The 19,862-nt window shown below is 70.3% G+C and carries 17 protein-coding genes; 8 read left to right on the forward strand and 9 right to left on the reverse strand.

Features of this window, described 5'->3' with window-relative positions; translation table 11 throughout:
* Nucleotides 1-44: 44 nt before the first annotated feature.
* The 5 genes from EXE42_RS08840 to EXE42_RS08860 form a co-directional block, all read right to left on the reverse strand.
* Nucleotides 45-1,103: an ornithine cyclodeaminase family protein gene (locus EXE42_RS08840; protein ID WP_092920830.1), complete on the reverse strand. Its 1,059-nt coding sequence runs from the start codon at nt 1,101-1,103 to the stop codon at nt 45-47.
* A gap of 20 nt (nt 1,104-1,123) precedes the next feature.
* On the reverse strand, nt 1,124-2,575 hold the full coding sequence (locus EXE42_RS08845; protein WP_137706350.1) for a glycerate kinase: 1,452 nt from the start codon (nt 2,573-2,575) through the stop codon (nt 1,124-1,126).
* 68 nt (nt 2,576-2,643) lie between these two features.
* A complete protein-coding gene (locus tag EXE42_RS08850) occupies nt 2,644-4,029 on the reverse strand; it encodes an NCS2 family permease (RefSeq protein WP_092920832.1) in 1,386 nt (461 codons plus the stop codon).
* Nucleotides 4,030-4,155: 126 nt separating this feature from the next.
* Nucleotides 4,156-4,869: a phosphoribosyltransferase family protein gene (locus EXE42_RS08855; RefSeq protein WP_137706351.1), complete on the reverse strand. Its 714-nt coding sequence runs from the start codon at nt 4,867-4,869 to the stop codon at nt 4,156-4,158.
* A gap of 181 nt (nt 4,870-5,050) precedes the next feature.
* Nucleotides 5,051-5,506, reverse strand: coding sequence for a hypothetical protein (locus EXE42_RS08860; RefSeq protein ID WP_092920834.1), 456 nt, complete (start codon nt 5,504-5,506; stop codon nt 5,051-5,053).
* A gap of 195 nt (nt 5,507-5,701) precedes the next feature.
* On the opposite strand from EXE42_RS08860, the gene EXE42_RS08865 reads away from it, so the two are divergent.
* From EXE42_RS08865 to EXE42_RS08890, 6 genes are all read left to right on the forward strand, one after another.
* Nucleotides 5,702-7,324 carry an ABC transporter substrate-binding protein gene (locus EXE42_RS08865; RefSeq protein ID WP_092920835.1) on the forward strand — a complete coding sequence of 541 codons (1,623 nt, stop codon included), beginning with the start codon at nt 5,702-5,704 and terminating at the stop codon, nt 7,322-7,324.
* Between the two features lie 36 nt (nt 7,325-7,360).
* Nucleotides 7,361-8,353, forward strand: coding sequence for an ABC transporter permease (locus tag EXE42_RS08870; protein ID WP_137706352.1), 993 nt, complete (start codon nt 7,361-7,363; stop codon nt 8,351-8,353).
* Between the two features lies 1 nt (nt 8,354).
* A complete protein-coding gene (locus EXE42_RS08875) occupies nt 8,355-9,374 on the forward strand; it encodes an ABC transporter permease (protein WP_092920837.1) in 1,020 nt (339 codons plus the stop codon).
* Entirely contained in the window at nt 9,371-10,729 is a 1,359-nt protein-coding gene (locus EXE42_RS08880; protein ID WP_241988359.1) for an ABC transporter ATP-binding protein, read from the forward strand. The genes EXE42_RS08875 and EXE42_RS08880 overlap by 4 nt, the downstream gene beginning before the upstream one ends.
* Nucleotides 10,726-11,796 carry an ABC transporter ATP-binding protein gene (locus EXE42_RS08885; protein ID WP_137706353.1) on the forward strand — a complete coding sequence of 357 codons (1,071 nt, stop codon included), beginning with the start codon at nt 10,726-10,728 and terminating at the stop codon, nt 11,794-11,796. Before EXE42_RS08880 ends, EXE42_RS08885 begins: the two co-directional genes overlap by 4 nt.
* A gap of 170 nt (nt 11,797-11,966) precedes the next feature.
* Nucleotides 11,967-13,121 (forward strand): multicopper oxidase domain-containing protein, encoded by a 1,155-nt coding sequence (locus EXE42_RS08890; protein WP_137706354.1) that lies wholly within the window; start codon nt 11,967-11,969, stop codon nt 13,119-13,121.
* Nucleotides 13,122-13,171: 50 nt separating this feature from the next.
* On the opposite strand, the gene EXE42_RS08895 is transcribed toward EXE42_RS08890, so the two are convergent.
* Nucleotides 13,172-14,014: a polyprenyl synthetase family protein gene (locus tag EXE42_RS08895; protein ID WP_092920840.1), complete on the reverse strand. Its 843-nt coding sequence runs from the start codon at nt 14,012-14,014 to the stop codon at nt 13,172-13,174.
* 549 nt (nt 14,015-14,563) lie between these two features.
* Nucleotides 14,564-15,232 (reverse strand): NADPH-dependent F420 reductase, encoded by a 669-nt coding sequence (gene npdG, locus EXE42_RS08900; protein ID WP_137706355.1) that lies wholly within the window; start codon nt 15,230-15,232, stop codon nt 14,564-14,566.
* A 113-nt stretch (nt 15,233-15,345) separates the two neighbouring features.
* Here npdG and EXE42_RS08905 point away from each other — a divergent pair, with 113 nt between their 5' ends.
* Both EXE42_RS08905 and EXE42_RS19305 read left to right on the forward strand, forming a co-directional pair.
* Nucleotides 15,346-15,651, forward strand: coding sequence for a MazG nucleotide pyrophosphohydrolase domain-containing protein (locus EXE42_RS08905; protein ID WP_137706356.1), 306 nt, complete (start codon nt 15,346-15,348; stop codon nt 15,649-15,651).
* An 84-nt stretch (nt 15,652-15,735) separates the two neighbouring features.
* Nucleotides 15,736-15,906, forward strand: coding sequence for a hypothetical protein (locus EXE42_RS19305; RefSeq protein ID WP_167603349.1), 171 nt, complete (start codon nt 15,736-15,738; stop codon nt 15,904-15,906).
* A gap of 33 nt (nt 15,907-15,939) precedes the next feature.
* Here the strand turns inward: EXE42_RS19305 and EXE42_RS08910 are convergent, their stop codons facing one another.
* The gene (locus tag EXE42_RS08910; RefSeq protein ID WP_241988360.1) at nt 15,940-17,631 is read right to left on the reverse strand and encodes a globin-coupled sensor protein; all 1,692 of its coding nucleotides are present in this window, start codon (nt 17,629-17,631) and stop codon (nt 15,940-15,942) included.
* A gap of 117 nt (nt 17,632-17,748) precedes the next feature.
* On the reverse strand, nt 17,749-19,845 hold the full coding sequence (gene fdhF / locus EXE42_RS08915; protein ID WP_137706357.1) for a formate dehydrogenase subunit alpha: 2,097 nt from the start codon (nt 19,843-19,845) through the stop codon (nt 17,749-17,751).
* Nucleotides 19,846-19,862 lie beyond the last annotated feature (17 nt).

Here is a 19,862-nt window from a genome sequence, read left to right on the forward strand (position 1 = left end):
GCGCGTCGGGCGCGGTCGTCGCGGCCGAGCGAACTCCGCTTCCGTCAGCCGTCGAGGCCGAGCAGGTCGAACGGGTAGCCGTTGTCCAGTTCGTCGGCGCGCTCGTAGACGACGCGCGCGGCCGCCACGTCCTGGATCGCGAGGCCGGTCGAGTCGAAGACGCTGACGCCGCGCACGCCGTCGGCGTCCGCGGCCGTCCCCGGCGTGCCGGGGCGGCCCGCGCGACGGCCGACGACGATCTCGCCGATCTCGCCGTAGATGTCGTCGTCGGTGAGCGTCCCGGCGGCGTAGGGGACGTTGATCTCGCCGGAGTGCGTGCACTGCTCGTGGTCGTCGATGACGACGGTGGCGTCGACGAGGAGGTCGTCCGCGAGCTCGTGTTTCCCGGCCGCGTCCGCGCCCATCGCGTTGACGTGGGTGTGCTCGCCCACGTCGTCGCGGCCGACGATCGGGGTTTCGACGGGCGTCACCGTCGAGAGGATATCACAGTGGCCGGCCTCCGAAACCGAGCCGGCGCGCACGTCGAACCGGTCCTCGAAGGCGTCGACGAAGTCGGCGACGCGCGCCTCGTCGAGGTCGCTCACGACGACCTCCTCAATGTCGCGCACCGCGGCGATCGCCTCGAGCTGCGTGTACGACTGGACGCCCGCGCCGACGATCCCGAGCGAGGTCGCGTCCGGGACCGCGAGGTGGTCGGTCGCGACCGCGGCGGCCGCGCCGGTCCGTTTCATCGTCAGCGTCGTGCCGTCGAGAATCGCCAGCGGGAACGCCGTCTCCGGGTCCGAGTAGATCATCGTCCCCATCACGGTCGGGAGGTCGTGGTCGGCGGGGTTGTCGGTGTGGACGTTCACCCACTTGATCCCGGCGGCGTCCCACCCCTCGCCGCTCGCCGTCTCCTCCGCGACGTCCTCCTCGCGCACGTCGAGGTAGGCGGGCATCGACCGGAAGTCGCCGTTGTACTCGGGCAGGTCGACGTACGACTTCGCCGGCATCTTCGCGTCGCCGCGCTCGTAGGCCGTGAACGCGCCGCGGACCGCGTCGATCACGCGGTCCATCTCGGCGTTCTCGTCGACGTCGTCCGCGTTGAGGAGCAGCGTCTTCATGTCGCAAAATTCGCCGGCCGTCACTTAGTCCCTTCCGAACGGGATTCGCCCGACCCGATCGCGACCGCGCGAAGGTCGTTGACGTTCGTCCCGGTCGGCCCGGTCCGCAGCAGCGCCTCCGCCTCGTCGAGCGTCGGGTACGCGTCGTGCGCGTCGAGCGCCCTCGCGGCCGATCCGGGGTCCAGCGACCCGTCGCGACCGCCGTCCACGAGCCGGTCGTCGACCAGCGCGCCCGCGGCGTCCGTGGCGCCGTCGACCCCGTCTGTGTCGACGCTCGCGACGGCGACTCCCGCACCGTCCGGCCCCGCGGCGTCGAGTTCGACCGCCGCCGACAGCGCGAACTCCTGATTCGGCCCTCCCTCGCCGTGCTCCTCCCCGAGCGTCACCGTCACCTCGCCGGCCGAGAGGACGAGCGCGGGCGGTTCGACCGGCTCGCCGGCCGCCCGACACTCCTCGGCGACCGCCGCGTGGGTCTTCGCGGCCTCCCGCGCCTCGCCGCGCACCCGCAAGGAGAGTACGAGCGGGTCGTACCCACGCTCCGCGGCGACCTCGCGGGCCGCGTTCAGGGCCGTTCGCGCGCTCGCGACGATTCGGACGTCGACGCCGGCGCCGTCGAACGGGGGGTCGCCCGGTCCCGGGGTCTCCGCGAGTTCGCCCGCGGCGCCGCGTTCGAGCCGGTCGGTCACGGCCGCGGGCGCGTCGATCCCGTACCGGTCGAGGACCGCCAGCGCGTCCGCGTAGGTCGTCGGATCGGGCGAGAGCGGACCGCTCGCTATCACGGCCGGGTCGTCGCCGGTCACGTCGCTGACCGCGAGTCCGAGCGCGTCGGCCGGCGCGGCCGCCCGGGCGAGGCCGCCGCCCTTCACCGCCGAGAGGTGTTTCCGGACCGCGTTGATCTCCGAGATGGTCGCGCCGCTCGCCAGCAGCGCCTCGGTCGTCGCGCGGAGGTCGTCGAGACCGATCCCGGTCGCGGGCGCGGCCAGCAGCGCGCTCCCGCCGCCGGTGATCAGGCCGATCACGAGGTCGGCCTCGCCGGCGTCGGCCGCGATCGCCCGGACCCGCCGGGCGCTCTCGACGCCCCGATCGCTCGGCGTCGGGTGGTCGCCGGGCAGGACTGCGATCCGTTCGGTCTCGACCGGGTCGTCCGTGACGACCGCGCCGTCGTCGATCCGGTCGCCGAGCAGGCGCTCGACCGCGGCCGCGAAGTGGCCCGCCGCGTTGCCCGCGCCGCCGACCAGCACGCGGTCGTATTCGTCGAGGTCCCGGGTCGTCGTCGCGCCGTCGACGCTCGCGACGGACAGCCGGCCGTCGTCGAGCGCGAGCGCGTCCGCGACGACCCTCTGCGGGTGGGCCGCCTCGATTCCGGCGACGACGCAGTCGAGCGCGACCCGACGAACCGGGTCCCGCGCGTGTCGCTCGCGGTCGGCCACGGTCACGGAGGAATCGGCGGCGGCGTCTGTCGCGTCGGACATCGTCTCTCGGTCGGTATGCGACCCGCCGCGTCAAGAGGGTTCGGTCGGGCCGAAACGCGACGTCGGCCTCAGAGGATGACGCCGCGGGTCTGGAGCACGTAGTAGGCCGCGAGCAGCGCCGCGATGACGTACTGCCCGGGGTCGACGTCGCGGGCCTCGCCGATCGCGAGCTTGATCAGCGGGTAGGCGACGATCCCGGCCGCCAGCCCGTCCGCGATGGAGTAGGCGAACGGCATCACGGTGACGGTGAGCCCGGCCGAGACGGCCCACGCCGGGTCGCTCCAGTCGACCTCGACGAGCCCCTGGAGCATCATCACGCCGACGACGATCAGCGCGATGAAGGAGGCGTACGCCGGAATGGCGGCGACGACGGGGATCAGGACGAGCGACGCGACGAAGAGGAGCGCGACGACCAGCGCCGTGAGGCCGGTCCGGCCGCCCTCCTCGACGCCCGTCGACGACTCGATATACGTCGTCACCGTGGAGGTACCCAGGACCGCGCCCGCGGTCGTCCCCACCGCGTCGGCCATCAGCGGCCTGTCCATGTCGGGGAGGTCGCCGTCGTCGTCGAGGAAGTCACCGAACTGCGAGACGCCGATGAGCGTCCCGGCGGTGTCGAAGAAGTCGACGAAAAAGAAGGTGAACACGACCAGGACGAACGTGAGCGGATCGATCTGTCCGAGCCCGTCGACGAACGCGCCCGCCAGCGGCGTGATGTCGTACTGAGGGGCCGGGAGGGCTCCCGGAGCCGCCGTGACCGTGCCGCGGTCGAAGACGCCGGCGAAGGTGAGCCCCCAGCCGACGAGGGAGGTCGTCAGGATGCCGAGCACGATCGAGCCCGTGATCCCCCGCGCCCAGAGGCCGAAGGTGAAGGCGAGCCCGAGCACCCCGAGGATCGCCCACGGGTTCCCGAAGATCCCGCCCAGCGTGACGAGCGTCGCGTCGTCGGGGACGACGATCTGGAGCTCCTGGAAGCCGATGAAGAGGAGGAACAGGCCGATACCGGCGCCGACAGAGCGCTTCACCGGCTCCGGGAACAGCCGGATGACGTACTCGCGCGCGCCGACGGCGGTCAGGACCATGAACAGGACGCCCTCGACGAACACCGCGGCCAGCGCCGTCTGCCACGGGACGCCGAGCCCCAGCACGACCGTGTACGCGAAGAAGGCGTTGAGCCCGAGCCCGGGCGCGAGCCCGAACGGGCGGTTGGCGTACAGCGCCATCACGGCCGTCCCGATCGCCGCCGAGAGGATCGTCGCGATGGCGATCATCTGGAACACCTCGCCCGGCCCGTACCCCTCTATCTGGATCGCCTCCGAGAGGATCGCGGGGTTCACGACGATGATGTACGACATCGCGAGGAACGTCGTGAGCCCGGCGACCAGTTCGGTGCGGACGTCCGACCCGTGCGACTCCACGTCGAACCGCGCGGCCAGCCTGTCTGAAAGACCCATTGAACGGGTGAGTGTTCCCCGGGATCGACTGATAAGCCTTGCTGAACGAGCCGGATCACGATCCGTATGCGTGGATCGAAATACCTCCTGAGAGGATTTTTTCGCGGAGAGTATGCGCGAACGTGGCTACTCGAACGTCGTCAGCGCCCCGACCGGGGCGTCGGTGATCGCTCGCGCGCGGTCCATCCCCTCGTCCCCGACGGCGATGAGCGCGAACACGCCGGTGACGTCGGCGTCGCCCTGGAGCGCGATGTCCAAGAGGAGCTCCTGGGTCTCGCCCGAGCGGATCAGGTCGTCGACGACGAGGACGGTGTCGCCGGCGTCGACCGCGCTCGCGGGGAGGTAATAGGTGAGTTCGATGCCGGAGGCGAGCCGCTGGCGCGACTCGATGAACTCCTCGACGGCGGTCTCCTTCGACTTCTTCGCGTACGCCAGGCGGGCGTCGAAGAAGGAGGCCATCGCCGCTCCCAGCGTGATCCCGTCGGTCGCGGCCGTCAACACCACGTCCGGCGACTCGAACTCGAACGTCTCCGCCGCGACGGGCGCCACCAGGTCGAGGAACGACTGGTCGAAGACGACCTCGGAGTTGTCGACGTACCCCTCGTCGTCGAACTCGACGCGCGCGACCAGTTCGTCGGCGAGCGCCTCCCGCCCCACCGACTCGACGACCTCGCTCGCTCGCTCGGTGCCGGGGAGCACGTGGCCGTTCACGTACCGGTTCAGGTCGCCCGCCGGCAGTTCGGTCACGTCGGACAACTCCTCGTACGTTCGCGTCTCTTTTAACATCCGCAACACGGCGACCGCCTGTAGCTGGAGGGCCGCCTTCTCTGCGCGGTTCATACGGATGATCGCGATCGCACAACTATGAATACGTCGAAGTCGCGTGCGGCGTGAATATCCACGAGCGTGGTTTCTCACGAGCGTGATTTCTCATGAGCGTGATCTCTCACGAGCGTGGCCTTTCACAGGGCTGACTCTCCGGGCGACTCCGTCACGGCCGGCGCCCGGTCCGCGCACCGCCTCACGCCTCGGGCGCGTCGAAGAACACCGCCGGCTCGTCGATCGCGATCTCGACGCGGTCGCGGTCGTCGAGGGGGCGCAGGCGAACCGTGAGCGTTCCCGCCGTCTCGGCGGCCGCGCGCAGCGACGCCAGGTCGTCGCTTCCGAGGTACGTCGGCACGCAGACGGCCACCGCCGCCGCCTCGTCGGTGGCGACCACCAGCCGGTACGCGACCCCGTCCGCGGCGCCGGCGTACACGTCGACGCCGTCGATCGCGGCGTCGCCGACCGCGTCCAGCGCCGCGTCGAACTCCGACTCGGGCAACAGCACGTCGATCCGGGCGTCGTCGTCGACGGGATTCACGTCGCCGGGATGCCCCGCGATCGCGGTCCAGCCCCGCTCTCGGTACGCCGCCGCCGTCGACTCCGCGTCGTCCTCGACGGCTCCCCATCGCGGTCCGGGATCGGTTCCGTTCACGATCCGCGGCTACCGGCCGCACCCGTACATATGCGTCGGTCCCGGTCGGTCCCCGTCGGTTCTCGTCACGCTCCGATCCCTGCTGGCCGTCGCACCGATCGCGACTCGCTCCTGTCAACGGATCGCTAGCAGACGGGCGCGGTAGGGGCACTCTCTGCCGGTAGGTTCATAACGCTCTGTCGTTTGAGATCGCCTATGCCTACTGACAGCGATGATCACGTCGACAGGCGGACGGTGCTCAAGTACGCCGGAACGGCCGGTGCGGTCGGACTCGCGGGCTGTTCCGGCAACGGCGGCGGCGGGTCGGGCGGCGGCGACGGAACGGGCGGCGGGAACAACTCCGACGGCGGCGGGTCGGACGGCGGCTCCGGCGGCGACACCTTCGAACTCGGCGTCACCATGGGCCAGATGGACTCCGGGCTGGACCCGCAGGACCACGCCGAGACGAACACCGAGATCATCACCGGGCAGATGTACGAGGGCCTGCTCGACCGCGACAAGGAGGGCGGCATCATCGCCGGCCTCGCCAACGAGTGGGAGCGCACCGACGACGGCAGCGTCCGGTTCACCCTGCGCGACGGCGTCACGTTCCACAACGGCGACGACCTGACCGCGGAGGACGTCCGGTTCAGCATCCGTCGAATCGTCTTCAACGACGTCGGCATCGTCAGTCCGCAGACGAACGACCTCGGCCCGGTCTCGGAGGTCACGACCGGCGACGGGGAGGTGACGGTCTCCTTCGACGGGTACAATCCGATCGCGTTCCAGCTGTTCGCGACGAACGGCGACGTCATGCAGCAGTCGTGGGTCGAGGAGCACGGCAGCGACTACATCAACCGGAACGCCAACGGAACGGGGCCGTTCCGTCTCACCGAGTACCAGTCGGGTAACGTGGTCCGCTACGGGCCGAACGAGGACTACTGGGACGGCGCGCCGGCGGTCGACGAGCTCTCCATGAGCGCCTCCAGCGAGTCGAGCACGCGGGTCAACCAGCTGCTCGCGGAGGAGACCGACATCGTGACGAACGTCCCGCCGAACGAGGTCTCTCGGGTGAACAGCTCCGACGTCGCGACGATCAACTCCGTGGCGAGCGCGCGGATCATCTTCCTCCAGATGCGCTACGACGTGGAGCCGTTCTCCAGCCAGCAGTTCCGGCAGGCGATGAACCACGCGGTCGACGTCGGGAGCATCATCGAGAACGTGCTCAACGGCTTCGGGAACCTCACCGCGCAGCCGACTCTCGAGGGCCACGTCGGCTACAACCCCGACATCGAGCCGTACCCGTACGACCCCGCCGAGGCCGAGCGGCTCGTCGAGGAGTCGGGATACGCCGGCGCGGAGATCACGCTTCAGACGCCGATCGGGCGCTACCTCCGCGACGTCGAGATCGCGCAAGCGGCGGCCAACCAGATCGACTCGCTGTCGAACGTCTCCTGTGAGCTGCAGCAGCGCGAGTTCTCCTCGCTCGTCCAGGACGTCACGGCGCCGAGCATCGAGGACCGCCCGCACTTCACCCTTCTCGGGTGGGGGAACGCGGAGTTCGACGGCAGCCAGACCCTGACGCCGTTGCTCTCCTCCGAGGGCGCGCTCACGGTCCTGAAAAACGACGAGCTCGACGGGCTCCTTGAAGAGGCGGAGACGACCCGGGATTCCGACGAGCGAGTCGACATCCTTCAGGAGGCGAACCAGCTCGCCCACGACCTCGCGCCGTGGGTGTTCATGCACCAGCAGTTCAGCGTCTACGGCGTCTCCAGCGATATCTCTTGGGAGCCGCGGGCCGACGAGTTCATCGACCCGGACACCGCCACGCAACAGTAACGCGATCCCCACCCTCACCGCTCTACATCCTCAGTAATGTCATTCGGAAGATTCGCACTCAAAAGAAGCCTCCAAGGGATCGGCGTCGTCTGGGGCGTCGTCACCGTCGTGTTCGCGCTCCGGTTCGTCACGCCCGGCAGCCCGATAAACGCGGTCGCGCCGCTTGACGCCTCGCAGGAGACGCGACAGGCGATCGCCGCCGAGCTGGGGCTCGACCAGCCGCTGTACGTCCAGTACGGCCAGTACGTCTTCGACCTCCTTCGCGGCGACATGGGGTTCTCCTACATCCGCGGCCAGGATGTCGCGACGCTCGTGTTCGGTCGCCTCCCCGCGACGGTCGAGCTGGCGGTCGCCGCCAGCGTCGTCGCCATCGTCCTCGCGATTCCGCTCGGCGTGGTCAGCGCGACCCGCCGCAACGAACCGGTCGACTACGGCGCGACGCTGCTGTCGCTCGGCGGCATCTCCACCCCGAACTTCTGGCTCGGGATCATGCTCATTCTGGTGTTCGCCGTGCAGTTCAACGTGTTCAACACCAGCGGTCGCGGCGTCACCGTCGTCGACGTCGCGCAGTCGGTCGTCGGTCCGGCGCCGGTGGTCGGGACGCTTCTCGCCTGGCTCGCGTACATCACGCTGCCCGCTATCGCCCTCGGCACGTACTTCATGGCGCTCATCACCAGACTGACGCGGTCGGGGATGCTGGACGAACTGAGCAAGGGGTACGTCCAGGCCGCGCGGGCAAAGGGACTCCCCCGGACGCTGATCCGGTACAAACACGCGCTCCGGAACACGCTGATCCCGGTGATCACCGTTCTCGGCTTACAGCTCGGGACGCTGATCGGCGGCGCCGTGATCACGGAGGCGGTGTTCTCGTGGCCCGGACTCGGCACGCTCGTCATCGACAGCATCAACACCCGGGACTGGCCGACGCTACAGGGCAGTCTCATCGTTATCGGGACGAGCTTCGTCCTCGTCAACATCCTCGTCGACGTGGTGTACGCGTATCTCGACCCGGAGGTAATCACCGACTAATATGGTCTCGTCACGTGTCATTCGAAATCTCAAAAAGGAGTTCAAACGGAGCGGGCTCGCGAAGCTCGGGCTGGCGCTGGTGGTGGTCATCGTGCTGACCGCCGTGTTCGCCCCGTTCATCGCGCCCCACAACCCGACCGACCAACAGCTCAACCAGAGCGAGCTGCCGCCGATCGGCTTCTCGCAGACGGAGGAGCGGACCTCCTCGCAGATGGTCGACGGCGAGATCCGGACCGTCACCGAGGAGGTCGAGATCACCGCCGACCCCGACCACGTGTTCGGCACCGACGGGCTCGGCCGCGACATGTTCTCGCGGGTGGTGTACGGCGCTCGGACGTCGCTCGTCGTCGGCGTGCTCGGCACGCTGCTGGCGGCGTCGATCGGCGTTCCGGTCGGCTTGCTCGCCGGCTACCACCGCGGCCGCGTCGACGACGTGCTGATGCGGATCGCCGACGTCAGCCTCGCGTTCCCCTCGCTCGTGTTGGCGGTCGCGCTGATCGGGCTGTGGGGCCGCGCGGCGGTGGATATCCCCGACCCGTTCGTCGCCGCCGGGCTCGCGCCGGAGATGCCCGAGACCTTCGTGTTGCCGATAACGGTGGTGATCGTCGTCGGCCTCGTCAACTGGGTGTGGTTCGCCCGGGTCGCCCGCGGGGAGGCGCTCTCCCTGCGCGGGCAGGAGTACGTGAAGGCGTCGCGCGCGCTGGGCGCCGACAACAACACGATCATCCTCCGGCACATCCTGCCGAACGCGATCACGCCGATCATCGTCCTCGGGACCGTACAGGTGGCGGCGATCATCCTCCTGGAGAGCTCGCTGTCGTTCCTCGGCTTCTCCGGCACGACGCTCTCGTGGGGCTTCGACATCGCGCAGGGGCGCGACTACGTCTCCTCCGGGCAGTGGTGGATCGCCTCGATCCCCGGGCTCGCGATCATGCTGTCGGTGATCGGGATCAACCTGCTTGGCGACTGGCTCCGCGACGCGCTCGACCCCGGCATCGAGGGTGAAGGGGGTGCCGCATGAGCGACGCCGGGCGGCCGGGCGGCGATCCGGCCGGGAGCGAGTCCTCCGCGGCGACCGACGGCGACGCGGCCGACGGCCTCGGCGCCGCTCCCCCCGGCGAGGCGACTCCGACCGGGGTTCCTAGTGCCGACGACGTGCTGTCGGTCCGCGACCTCTCGACGCGCTTTTTCACCGAGGAGGGACAGATCAACGCGGTCGAGTCGGTGTCGTTCGACCTCCGGGAAGACGAGATCCTCGGCGTGGTCGGCGAGTCGGGGTCCGGCAAGTCGGTGACCGCGCTGTCGCTCGTCGACCTCGTCGAGAGCCCCGGCCGGATCACCGCCGGCGAGGTGTGGTACCGGGACGGCGACCTCGCGGAGGAGTTCAGCGACGCGGAGGCGGTGCGGGTCGACGGCGACCACGTCGACCTCCGGACCGTGCCGGCGAACGTCCGGCGGTCGCTTCGCGGCCCCTCCTTCAGCGTCATCTTCCAGGACCCGATGAGCAGCTTCAACCCCTCGATCACGGTCGGCGAGCAGATCGCCGAGGCGGTCGAGGTCCAGCGCCGGGCGCGGGCGAACCCCCGTTCGACGCGCTCGCGGACCCAGGGGTACGGGCTCGGGAAGTACCTGCTCGACGGGCTCGTTCCCGGCCGCGACTACACGAGCGAGGAGAGCATGGACCGGGCGGTCGAACTGCTCGGGCAGGTCGGGATCCCCGACCCGGAGGAGCGCGTCGACGAGTACCCCGGCCAGTTCTCCGGGGGGATGCTCCAGCGCGCGATGATCGCGCAGGCGCTCGCCGGCGAGCCGGACGTGCTGATCGCCGACGAGCCGACGACCGCCCTCGACGTGACGATCCAGGCGCAGATCCTGAACCTGCTGAAAGAGATTCAGGCGGAGCGCGGGATGAGCGTCGTCCTCATCACCCACGACCTCGGCGTGATCGCGGAGATGTGCGACCGCGTCTGCGTGATGTACGCGGGCGAGGTCGTCGAGCGCGGCACGCTCGACTCGGTGTTCGAAGAGACCGTTCACCCGTACACGCGGGGGCTCCTCGGTTCGATCCCCGACGTGGACGACCCGCGGGCGCGGCTCGAGCCGATCGCGGGCAACGTCCCGAGCCTGGTCGACGCCGAGATGGACGACCGGTGTTACTTCGCGGACCGGTGTCCGAAGGCGATGGACGCCTGCCTCGAGAAGCCGGCCGAGGCGACGGTCGACGCCGCGGCCGACCACGGCGTCAAGTGCGTCCTCGCGGCCCGCGAGTACGACCCGGCGGACGCGCTCCGGGACGACTACTTCGGCGGGGGCGGCGACGCCGCCGGTCCCGACGACGGTGCCGCGGCCGCGACCGACGGAGGTGACGACGAATGAGCGACTCGCTGCTCTCCGTCGAGGGACTGAAGAAGTACTACGCGGACGACCCGTCGCTCCTCGACCGCCTGCTCGGGGAGGAGTCGGCGAGCGTGAAGGCGGTCGATGGCGTCTCCTTCGACGTGCGCGAGGGCGAGACGCTGGGGCTCGTCGGCGAGTCCGGCTGCGGGAAGTCGACGACCGGCGAAACGGTGTTGCGGCTCCGGGAGCCGACCGCCGGCGAGATCGCCTTCGACGGTACGGACGTTCGCGGGATGGGGTCGCAGGAACTGACGGAGTTCCGGCGGCGCGCGCAGATCGTGTTCCAGGACCCGTTCTCCAGTCTCGACCCGCGGATGACCACCGGAGACATCGTCACGGAGGGGCTCCGAATTCACGACATCGCCGACAAGGCCCAGCGCCGCGAGACCGCGCGGGACCTGCTCGAACGCGTCGGCCTCTCCGCCGACCAGATCGACCGGTACCCCCACGAGTTCTCCGGCGGCCAGCGCCAGCGGATCGGGATCGCCCGAGCGCTCGCCTTAGACCCCGACTTCGTCGTCCTCGACGAGCCGGTGTCGGCGCTCGACGTGAGCGTTCAGGCGCAGATCCTCAACCTGCTCGAAGACCTGCAAGAGGACTTCGGGCTCACGTTCCTCTTCATCGCGCACAACCTCGGCGTGGTCCGCCACGTCTGCGACCGCGTCGCGGTGATGTACTTAGGGGAGATTGTCGAGATCGGCCCGGTCGAGGAGATATTCGACGACCCCGCGCACCCGTACACGAGGGCGCTGTTATCGAGCGTCCCGCGGGCGAGTACGGACGCCCGCGACGAGGAGTTCGAGACGCTCCACGGCGACGTGCCCTCGCCGCGGAACCCGCCCGCGGGCTGTCGGTTCCACACGCGCTGTCCGGAGGCGCGCGCGGCCTGCCGGGAGTCGGCGCCGCCGGGATACGACGTGGGTGACGGCCGGACCGCCGCCTGCTTCCGCGCGGACGACGGTCACGCGTACTGGGACAGCGATCCGATCGGCCAGAACGAGGCGGCCGAGGGAGCGGCCGACACCGGCGAGCCGGCGGACGACTGAGCGCCGGCGTCGCCGCGGTCCCCCCGAGCCGCCGGCCGCGACCGTCGCCGACCGAACGTCTTCGCGACCGCCGATTCGTTTATATGCTACGCCCCGAACAAGTTCGTCAGTCGTACCCCGAGGCGAGAAGCCGCGACCGGGTTATGCCGCCGCTTCCCCTCGATTGAGACATGACGCACAGTGACTCCGGTTCCGACGGCGGCTTCGCGCGGCGAACGATCCTTCAGGCGGCTGGGCTCTCGGGCGTCGCCGGGCTGGCGGGCTGTATGAGCCAGACGGTCACCACCGCCGCGACCGGTGACGGTGCGGGACCGACGCAGACCGACGACGAGGAGCCCGCGCTCCCCGAGACGGGCTCGCCGGAGGTCGTCGACCTCGACGAGCGCGGCCGTGAGGTGACGCTGCGCACGGTCCACGCCCGCCACGCGGCCCACCCCGGCGGCTCGCTGGGCGGGCCGGTCGAGATGCCGGTGACGTGGGCGTTCCAGGCCGACGACGGGACGCCGAGCGTGCCCGGGCCGGTCCTCCGGGCGACCGAGGGTGACGACCTGTCGATCACGCTCGACAACACCGACGGGGAGATGCCCCACACGCTCCACTTCCACGGGGTCTCGAAGTCGTGGAAGGACGACGGCGTCCCGTCGACGACGGGACTCACCGTGATGCCCGGCGAGACGCACACCTACGAGATCGGCGCGGACGTGCCCGGCACCCACCTCTACCACTGCCACTTCAACACCCCGATGCACATGGACATGGGGATGTACGGGATCCTCCGTATCGACCCCGAGGGGTACGAGGCGGCCGACGTCGAGCAGTTCATGACGCTGAAGGACTGGGACACGCGGCTCTCCCGGTCGTACGGCGGCGAGGACGCCGCCTACGACGTCCAGAACCGGCGGCCGGACGCGTTCACGATCAACGGTCGCGTCGCGCCGTACACGTTCAACCCGGACCACGGCTCGCCGATCGTCGTCAGCCGGGGGGACACGGTGCGGCTCCACCTGGTCAACGCGGGGTTCATGGCCCACCCGATGCACACGCACAACCACCGGTTCCGCACGGTCGAGAAGGACGGCGCCGAGTACCCCGAGGTGTTACAGCTCCCCGAGGACGTGGTGAACGTCGCGCCCGCGGAGCGGTACACCGTCGAGTTCGAGGCGAACGCGGATCCCGGCATCTACCCGATGCACTGTCACAAGGTCGATCACGTCCAGAACGACGGGATCTACCCCGGCGGGATGCTCACCGCCATCGTCTACGAGCAGGCGATGGGGACGGACGTGTTCGCGGACCTCATGGAGAAGGCGGGCTACGAGCTCTAAGGTTCGCGTACGGCGGGCCGCGCGGACTGCTCTCTCCTACCGCTCTCCGCCTACCGCTCGCGCACGACGACGAACTCCGCGAGGTCGCGGAGGTACTCGATCGCCTCGGTCTCCGGCGGGTCCGCATCGTCGAGCGCGGCCAGCGCCCGCTCGGACTCCGCCCGGGCGCGCTCGTCGATCTCCTCCGGTGACAGTGACGTGACCTGGAGCACCGACGGGCGGTCCATCTCGGCGTCCTGTCCCGTCGGCTTGCCGAGGTCGTCGGCGTCGGCGGTGGCGTCCAACACGTCGTCGCGCATCTGGAACGCGACGCCGACGCGCTCGGCGTACTCCCCGAACGAGTCGATCGCGTGGGGGTCGGCGCCGCCCGCGACCGCGCCCAGCTCGGCGGCCGCGCGGAACAGCGCGCCCGTCTTCCGGCGCGCCAGCTCCATGTACTCCGCCTCGGTGCTCGGACGCGCCGCGAGCTCCGTCGCCTCGCCCTCCCCGAGTTCGACCATCGCCTCGGCGACGGTGCGCATCGCGCGCGGGTCGGCGGAGAACAGCGCGAACGCCTCGCCGAGCAGGCCGTCGCTGGCGATGATCGCCGGGCCGTAGCCGAACTCCGCCCACGCGGCGGCGGTGCCCCGGCGGACCTCGGAGCGGTCGATGATGTCGTCGATCACGAGCGAGGCGTTGTGGACGAACTCGATGCCGGCCGCGAAGTCGACCGCCTGCTCGGGGTCGCCGTCGAACGCCTCGCAGGCGAGGACGGTCACCGCGGGGCGGACCCGCTTGCCGCCGGCGAGGACGACATGGCCGACCTCCTCGGACAGCTCGTCGGGCTCGACGTCGTCGATGACCGACTCGATCCGGTCCTCGACCAGCCCGACCCGACGCTGCAAGTACTCCATCTACCGTTCGGAGGGCCCCGGCGCGCAAAGGCCTAACGGAACGCCCGCCGAGCGCCGGATTCGGGCGACGGCGACGACGCCACTTATCCCTATTACTGCGGCGGCGCGTGCCTGCGAGCGGCCGCCCTCGGCGGCCGCGAGACAGCAAGCGCGAGGGAGTCGCTGGCGCCGACGGCGCCAGCGACGAGGCTGGGGAGGCGTGAGGGGCGGGGCGGTGCCGTGCGGGGCGGGGCTCAAAGGGGCAGTCGCGAGGACGCCGCAGACGACGTAAGCACCGCAGGGAGCGAACGCAGTGAGCGACCGAGGAGCGCAACGAGTGTGCGGCGTCCTCGCGACTGGGGCTTTGGCGGTGTTCACCGTCGAGCTACAATCAGTTATTTATAAGCGAGCGGATGAGGATTTGGCGGTGTCAGATGTCGATCTGGGTTCAGTTATTTATAAGTGATCGATCACCGGAGCGGCGACCGTCGCCGCCGCCCGGTCCCGTTTATAAGCCACGCTGAACGCCCGGCTGTTCATTTATAAGCAACTCCCGCTCAGAACGACCGTCTACTCGAACCGCACGCCCAGATCGTGGAGGCCGTCGTTGTTCGAGGCGACGTTGATGAGGAGCGGCGTGAGCCCCTCGATCTCGGGCGCGTTGGCGATCCCGCCGGCGTCGAGGGCGCGCAGCCCCTCGATCCCCTCCGCGACGTCCGCGACGGTCCGTTTCGCGTCCTCGTCGTCACCGATGACGAGCGTGTCGACGCCCAACTCGGCGTCGAGGTTCGCGAGCCGCGCGGCCGCGAGGTTGTGGAACGCGCCGACGACGGCGACGCCCTCGGGCGCCGCGTCCGCGACGATCTTCGTCACCGAGCCCGCGCCGGGCTTGTGATAGTGGAACCCCTCCTCGTCGCGTTTCATCCCCGTGGCGGGCGAGACCAGTACGTCGCCGTCGTCCAGCGACGCCGCCACCGCCTCCACGGTGTCGCCGACGTGGTACGGCGGGACCGCGAGGACGACGACCCGCGCGTCGGCGGCGACCGCGGCGTTCTCGCCGCCGGTAATCGCGGCGTCGAGCCCGCGGCTCTCCAGCTCCGTCGTGTACTCTTCGGCCTTGGTCTCGGCTTTCTCGGCCTCTCGTGACCCGACCGCGACCCGGTGGGGCGTGTCCGCCGCCAGCCGCAGCGCGAGTCCCTCGCCGATGTCGCCGGTGCCGCCCAAGATGGCGATTTTCATACGATCTGTGGGGCCGCTCGCGGCTTATGGGTTGCGCGACCGGCCGTCCTCGCCACGACCGAAGGCGACCGGACAGCGGGGGACTCTTGACCGATCGCGCGGAGGCGACTTCTATGGACGATCAGGACCGCGTCGCCGCGTTCATCGATGAGTACGGACTGAAGACCGACCTCGCGTACCACGCTCTCAACTTAGAGTGCGAGGTCGGCGAGATCGCGAAGGAAGTGACAACCTCGACCGACTACGGACGCAACCCCAACGCCGCCTCGATCGCGACCGACGAGATCGGGGACGCGCTGTTCGCGCTGCTCGCGCTCGCCGAGGCAGCCGACGTCGACGCCGACGAGGCGCTCGCCGAGGCGCTGGCGAAGTATGAGGCGCGGATCGAGTCGACCGGCGATGCCGGCTCGGGGCAATAGCGTCCTGGGCGACGAGGCCGGCTCGAGGCGGCAGCGACGCTCCGGGGGTGTCGGTTCAAGTGCGTCGGCCACCTACCCGACCCCATGGCCGAGACTCCGTCGCTCGCACTCCGCTACATCGTCTGCGACGCCTGCGAGACGGTGTTCGCGCAGCCCGACGAAACCGACGAGCCGGCCGCCTGCGGCCGGTGTGGCGCCCGGCGGGTCCGCGAGCTTCGGAGCGTCCGCGGGCCGGACGCCTACTTCTCCCCCTGACCCCGGCCTGCGGGGCGGGACGCCGCCGTCGACTTACCGCAGGTCATCCATCTCCAGCTCTCCGGCCGCGATCGCCCGCAACTCCTCGTCGGAGAGACGGTCGATCACGAACTGCGGCATCCCCTCCGGCAGCCCGGCCGGCACCGACCGCCCGCCGTCCGTGCGAGACGCCGCGGAAGGCCCGCCGCCGTCTGCGGTCAACCGGCGAACGGCCCGCTCGAGGGTCTCGACCGCCGCCGACTGCCGCTCGCTCTCTTCGGCCAACCCTGTCATTCGCTCGCTGATCCGGTTCGACTGCTCGACCACCCCGTCGACCGTCGCGGCGATCTCTTCGGCCGCGGCGGCCTGCTCGTCGGTCACGTCCGAGACCTCGTCGATCCCGTTCGCCGTCTCCGTCACCGCCTCGGCGATGGCAGTGAGGCTCTCGGTCGCGTCGTCGACGCGCTCGCTCCCCTCGTCGACCCGGACAGTCGTCTCCGAGAGGCTCTCGACGGTCTCATTGGTGTCGGTGCGGATGCCCTCGACCATCGCTTCGATGTCGCTCGCGTGGCCCTGTGACTCCTCCGCCAGCGACTTTATTTCGTCCGCGACGACGCCGAAGCCGGCGCCGGCGTCCCCAGCGCGCGCCGCCTCGATCGAGGCGTTCAGCGCGAGGAGGTTCGTCTGGTCGGCGATGCCGTTGATCGCGTCGACGAACTCGTCAATCTCCTCGACCCGGTCTTGAAGCGTCTCGACGTCCTCCGCCACCTCGTCGACCGCGGCACCGATGTCGTCCATGGCCGCCGCGGCGTCGTCGGCCGCGTCTGCCCCGTCCTCCGCGAGCGTCTCCGCCCGACCGCTGGTCCGCTCGACCTCGTCGGCGGTCGACGCAACCTCCTCGACCGTCGCCGAGAGGTTCGCCACCTCCGAGGAGACCTCGGCGACCCGCCGCGACTGGTCCTCGGCCGCGTCGCCGACCTCGGCGGCGCTGTCGGCGACGTCGCTCGCCGACTCGCGCAGGTCGGCGATCGGCTCTTCGACCTCCTCTTCCACGTCCGCCATCAGCCGCTCGTTCTGCTCGATCGCCGCCGAGAGTTTCTCGCTGTACGAGTGGATGTACGTGTCCGTGACGACCTGCATGTCGAGGTTAACGATCCGGAGGATAGAGAGCAGGTCCTCGATCGCGTCGTCGACCTCCTCCTCGACCGCCGCCGCGGTCGCGTCGTCGACCGTCTCACCGGCGGCGTCGGGGGCCAGCCGGTCGGTGAGCGAGTCCGCGAGGCGGTCGCCGACGATCGGCAGGATGAGGTCGTAGTACACGCCGTACTGGCCGAGGTAGTGTTTCATCGGCATCTCCAGCACGTCGTGGATCTTCCCGATCCGCGCCCGGTCCTCGAAGTACTCCTCGCCGTACTCGCCCCCGGCGAGCGTCACGAGGTACGCCGACTGCGTCCGCTTGAGCTGTTCGATACCCTTCTCGGACCGACCGATCACGTCGACCGTCTGCTGGTGGCCGGTGAGGTTCTCGTAGAAGTCGTCCGCTACTTGGTCGGCGTTCTCCGCGAATGCGTCCTCGTACCGGCTCAGGCGCCGCTCGTCCTCCGCGTCGAAGCCGACGAACTCTTTTCGCCACGCGATCTCGTCGGCGTCGAGCCCGATCTCGTCGACAAGTTCCGACGCGTCGAGCCCCTCGTTCAGGCCGCCCCGGCCGAAGTCGTCCCGGCCGTACTCTCCGGATGTAGCCATACCGAAGCTTCTCTGCTTGGGTTATATAAATGGTGACCCGTGCTTCTCACCGGCGATACCGGGGATCAGCGGGGCGGCTCGGGGACGGACGATCGGGAACGCGGCGTCGGCGATCGCCTAGTCGTCCCCGGTCGCCCCGCTTCCCTCGCCCGCCTCGGCGGCGGGCTCGACCGCGACGGCCGAGTGCTTGAACTCGGGGATCTTCGCCTCGGGGTCGAGCGCGTCGCCGGTCAGCGCGTTCGCGAGCGGCTCCGGGTAGTGGAACGTACAGAATGTCACGCCCTCGCGGACCGCCAGCGTGACCTCGGCCGCGACCTCGACGGTCCCGCGCTCGTTCGAGACGGTCACGCGGTCGCCGTCCTCGATGCCGCGCTCCGCGGCGTCGCTCGGGTGGACCTGGAGGGCGTCCTCGCCGCGCATCGCCACGAGCCGATCGGAGCGCCGGCTGAGCGCGCCGCTGTTGAAGTGCTGGAGCACGCGGCCGGTCGTGAGGACCAGCTCGTCCGGGTCGAGGTCGTCCGCGGGCGGGACCGGGTCGACGACCGCGAGGGGCGCGGTGCGCTCGCCGGTCGCGAACGTCTCCGCGTGTAACACCTCCGTGCCGCGCCCCGCGTCGGCGTCGAACGGCCACCGCTGGTAGCCGTCACCGATCCCCGCGTAGCTCATCCCCTCGTATATCGGCGCGACGCGGGTCAGCTCCTCGAACGCAGCCTCGGGGCGGTCGTAGTCGAACGCCTCCGGGCGGTCGGTCAGCCGCCGGCCGAGGGCGGTCAGGATATCGAAGTCGCGGCGGGCGTTCCCCGGCAGGTCGGCGTTCGGCCGCATCCGCAGCACGCGCCGGTCGGTGTTCGTCACCGTGCCGGACTTCTCGGCCCACGCGCTCCCGGGGAGGACCACGTCCGCGTGCGCCGCCGTCCGCGTCTCGAACAGGTCGATCACGACGCAGTAATCGAGGTCGTCGAACGCCGACGCGACCGCGGTCGCGTTCGGCTCGGTGACCGCCGGGTTCTCGCCGAAAACGACTGCCGCGCGCACGTCGTCACCGAAGCGGTGGGTCGCCTCGACCTCGGTGAGTCCGGGCTCCGCCGGCGGCTCGACGCCCCACTCGGCGGCGACGCGCTCCCGGGCGTCCGGGTCGGTCACGGGCTCGTAGCCGGGGAGCACGCTCGGGAGCCCGCCCACGTCGCTCGCGCCCTGGACGTTGTTCTGGCCGCGCAGGGGGTTCATGCCGGTCCCGGGGTGGCCGACGTTGCCGGTCAGGAGCGCGAGGTTGAGGAGGGCGTGGACGTTGTCGGTGCCGCAGCGGTGCTGGCTCGTCCCCATCCCCGTCACGATCGCGGCGCGGTCGGCCTCGCCGTACGCCCGCGCCGCCTCCCTGATCGCCTCGGGCTCGACGCCGGCCGCCTCGGCGTTCGCGGCGACGTCCACGTCGACGAGGCGTTCGCGCAGCCGGTCGAACCCGGTCGTGCGCTCGTCGAGGAACGCCTCGTCGACGAGGCCCTCCTCGACGAGCGTCGCGGCGACCGCGTTCAGCAACTCGATGTCCGTGCCGGGCCGCAGCGGGAGGTGGACGTCGGCCGCCTCGGTCGTGTCGTTCGCGCGCGGGTCGACGTGGACCAGCGTCGCGCCGTCGCGGACCGCCGGGAGGATGTACGACCGGAACGCGACGGGGTGTTGCTCGGCCGGGTTGGCGCCGTTGACGAGGATACAGTCCGCCTCCCCCAGGTCGTCGAGGGTGTTCGTCATCGCGCCCGCGCCGAGCCGCTCGCTCATCGCCGCGACCGTCGAGGCGTGACAGAGCCGCGCGCAGTTGTCCACGTTGTTCGTCCCGAGGACCCGCGCGAGCTTCTGGAGGACGTAGTTCTCCTCGTTCGTGCAGTTCGAGGAGGCGAAGAACTGGACCGCGTCCGGCCCGTGCTCGTCGACCACCTCGCCGATCCCCTCGACCGCGCGGTCGAGCGCCGCCTCCCACGGCGCCGTGACGAAGCGCCCGTCGTGACGCACCAGCGGCTCCGTCAGGCGGTCGTCGCTGTCGACCACGTCGAACGCGGCCGCCCCCTTCGGGCATATCTCGCCCCGCTCGTTCACCGGTCCCTCGACGCCGGTCGCGCTCCCGCGGCCGGCGTACTCGACGCTGCAGCCGACGCCGCAGAACGGGCAGACGGTGGGGTTCGACTCGAAGCGCCGCTCGGTCGTCTCGCTCGGGTCGGTCATCGGCTTCGGGTAGGAGC

Origin of the sequence: Halorubrum sp. SP3, from assembly GCF_005435195.1 — an archaeon.
In the GTDB taxonomy this organism is placed as follows: domain Archaea; phylum Halobacteriota; class Halobacteria; order Halobacteriales; family Haloferacaceae; genus Halorubrum; species Halorubrum sodomense.

Coding starts and splice junctions, on each gene's coding strand:
- EXE42_RS08875 (WP_092920837.1), top strand. CDS start 8,355: ATGGTCTCGTCACGTGTCATTCGAAATCTCAAAAAGGAGTTCAAACGG.
- EXE42_RS08910 (WP_241988360.1), bottom strand. CDS start 17,631: ATGGCTACATCCGGAGAGTACGGCCGGGACGACTTCGGCCGGGGCGGC.
- EXE42_RS08845 (WP_137706350.1), bottom strand. CDS start 2,575: ATGTCCGACGCGACAGACGCCGCCGCCGATTCCTCCGTGACCGTGGCC.
- EXE42_RS08895 (WP_092920840.1), bottom strand. CDS start 14,014: ATGGAGTACTTGCAGCGTCGGGTCGGGCTGGTCGAGGACCGGATCGAG.
- EXE42_RS19305 (WP_167603349.1), top strand. CDS start 15,736: ATGGCCGAGACTCCGTCGCTCGCACTCCGCTACATCGTCTGCGACGCC.
- EXE42_RS08880 (WP_241988359.1), top strand. CDS start 9,371: ATGAGCGACGCCGGGCGGCCGGGCGGCGATCCGGCCGGGAGCGAGTCC.
- EXE42_RS08890 (WP_137706354.1), top strand. CDS start 11,967: ATGACGCACAGTGACTCCGGTTCCGACGGCGGCTTCGCGCGGCGAACG.
- npdG (WP_137706355.1), bottom strand. CDS start 15,232: ATGAAAATCGCCATCTTGGGCGGCACCGGCGACATCGGCGAGGGACTC.
- EXE42_RS08850 (WP_092920832.1), bottom strand. CDS start 4,029: ATGGGTCTTTCAGACAGGCTGGCCGCGCGGTTCGACGTGGAGTCGCAC.
- fdhF (WP_137706357.1), bottom strand. CDS start 19,845: ATGACCGACCCGAGCGAGACGACCGAGCGGCGCTTCGAGTCGAACCCC.
- EXE42_RS08905 (WP_137706356.1), top strand. CDS start 15,346: ATGGACGATCAGGACCGCGTCGCCGCGTTCATCGATGAGTACGGACTG.
- EXE42_RS08885 (WP_137706353.1), top strand. CDS start 10,726: ATGAGCGACTCGCTGCTCTCCGTCGAGGGACTGAAGAAGTACTACGCG.
- EXE42_RS08865 (WP_092920835.1), top strand. CDS start 5,702: ATGCCTACTGACAGCGATGATCACGTCGACAGGCGGACGGTGCTCAAG.
- EXE42_RS08840 (WP_092920830.1), bottom strand. CDS start 1,103: ATGAAGACGCTGCTCCTCAACGCGGACGACGTCGACGAGAACGCCGAG.
- EXE42_RS08870 (WP_137706352.1), top strand. CDS start 7,361: ATGTCATTCGGAAGATTCGCACTCAAAAGAAGCCTCCAAGGGATCGGC.
- EXE42_RS08855 (WP_137706351.1), bottom strand. CDS start 4,869: ATGAACCGCGCAGAGAAGGCGGCCCTCCAGCTACAGGCGGTCGCCGTG.